Below are 1,358 nucleotides of genomic sequence, written 5' to 3'. Positions count from 1 at the left end.
ATATGTCTTCGCAAAAAGTGTTAGGTAAGTACTGTCATTCGCTAGCTCGCGCTTTTCTTATTTGCACTGCTACATTTTCCTCTTCTTTATATGCCTACGAATATGTAGATGACCAGAAATTAGCCGATGCTAGCTCGATAGCAGATGCACTCTCTGAAGGTACTGCAGAGTTAGACTTTCGCCTTCGCTACGAAGATGCACGCCAATCAGAACCCTCTGAGCAAGGTGCTCAAGCGCTGACACTCCGCTCGCGCCTAAGCTATCAGACGCAGCGTTATATGCTTTTTTCGGGGTTTATCCAGTTTGATGATCTAGCGGCGATTCCAAATGATGAAAATTACAATTCGAGTACAAACGGGCAGCTCGATGATGTTTTAATCGGGGAACCGGATGAAACTCGAGTAAGTGAAGTTTGGCTTAATTATGACATTGCCAATACATCGTTCACTTTTGGTCGACAGGCTTTTGAGCTTGATGCTGGGCGTATGATTGGTAGCGATAGTTGGTATCAAAACGAACAAGTATTTACGGGCTTGAGTGTCACAAACCAAAGCCTGAACTATACAAAGTTTACCTATGTAAACTTTGATCGGGTCGAGCAGCCTTACGCGAAGTACTCGCAAGATACTGATGCCGACTTGAAAGCGCGATTGTTTAATCTGAGTTACAATGGCTTCTTGTTAAATGACTTATCGCTTTACCACTTAACTATTTCTGATCATAAGCGCGACAGACGCTGGGAAACGCAAACCTCTGGTATCTATTTTTCGGGTATGGTTGGCGGCAACAATGGCATCGCAGACTCATCAGGAAACCGCGAAGGGGAAGATTTCTCAATTTCCTACTTGTTTGAGTTTGCTACTCAGGGTGACAAGGGCCAGAACCCTATTAATTACAGAGCCAGCTATAGTCGAATGCAGCTTGTCGCGGGCTATCAGGGTGGAGGCTTTACAATCGCCCGTGAAAGACTTGGTGCCGATGGCAGTGCTAGCTTTGTCACTCCTTTAGCTAGTATGCATGAATACCAGGGTTATACCGGCCAAGCTGTGGATCAAGCCTTGGGGAATGTTACAGGTGGAATTATCGATACAGTATTTGGTGTTTCATACCGCTGCTCAGATGATTTTTCTATCGGGCTAGCTCATCATGACTATGAATTTGATAAGGCTCCTGGCGCTGAATCATCAATCGGCACAGAGCTGCAAGCTGAGGTAAAGCTCAAGTTTCATGAGCTTAGTTTTACAGCTAAATATGCTGACTATAATGCAGATGCCTTGGGCGAAGATACTCGTCGCATATGGTTGCAAACTGGCTTGTCTTTCTAAGCCTTTGTTTATCATTGCTCAAAGAAATAAAAC

1 protein-coding gene is annotated in these 1,358 nt (G+C 44.6%); it reads left to right on the top strand.

Going from position 1 to position 1,358, the window contains the following annotated elements; all coding sequences use genetic code 11:
- A partial coding sequence (locus tag A3761_RS19570; RefSeq protein ID WP_068512929.1) for an alginate export family protein occupies window positions 1-1,325 on the top strand: 1,325 nt, incomplete at its 5' end.
- Between the last annotated feature and the right edge of the window lie 33 nt (window positions 1,326-1,358).

The sequence above is a fragment of the Oleiphilus sp. HI0123 genome (assembly GCF_001635315.1).
The sequence above is the reverse complement of the archived record's forward strand: the minus strand, read 5'-3'. Positions and strand labels throughout refer to the sequence as shown.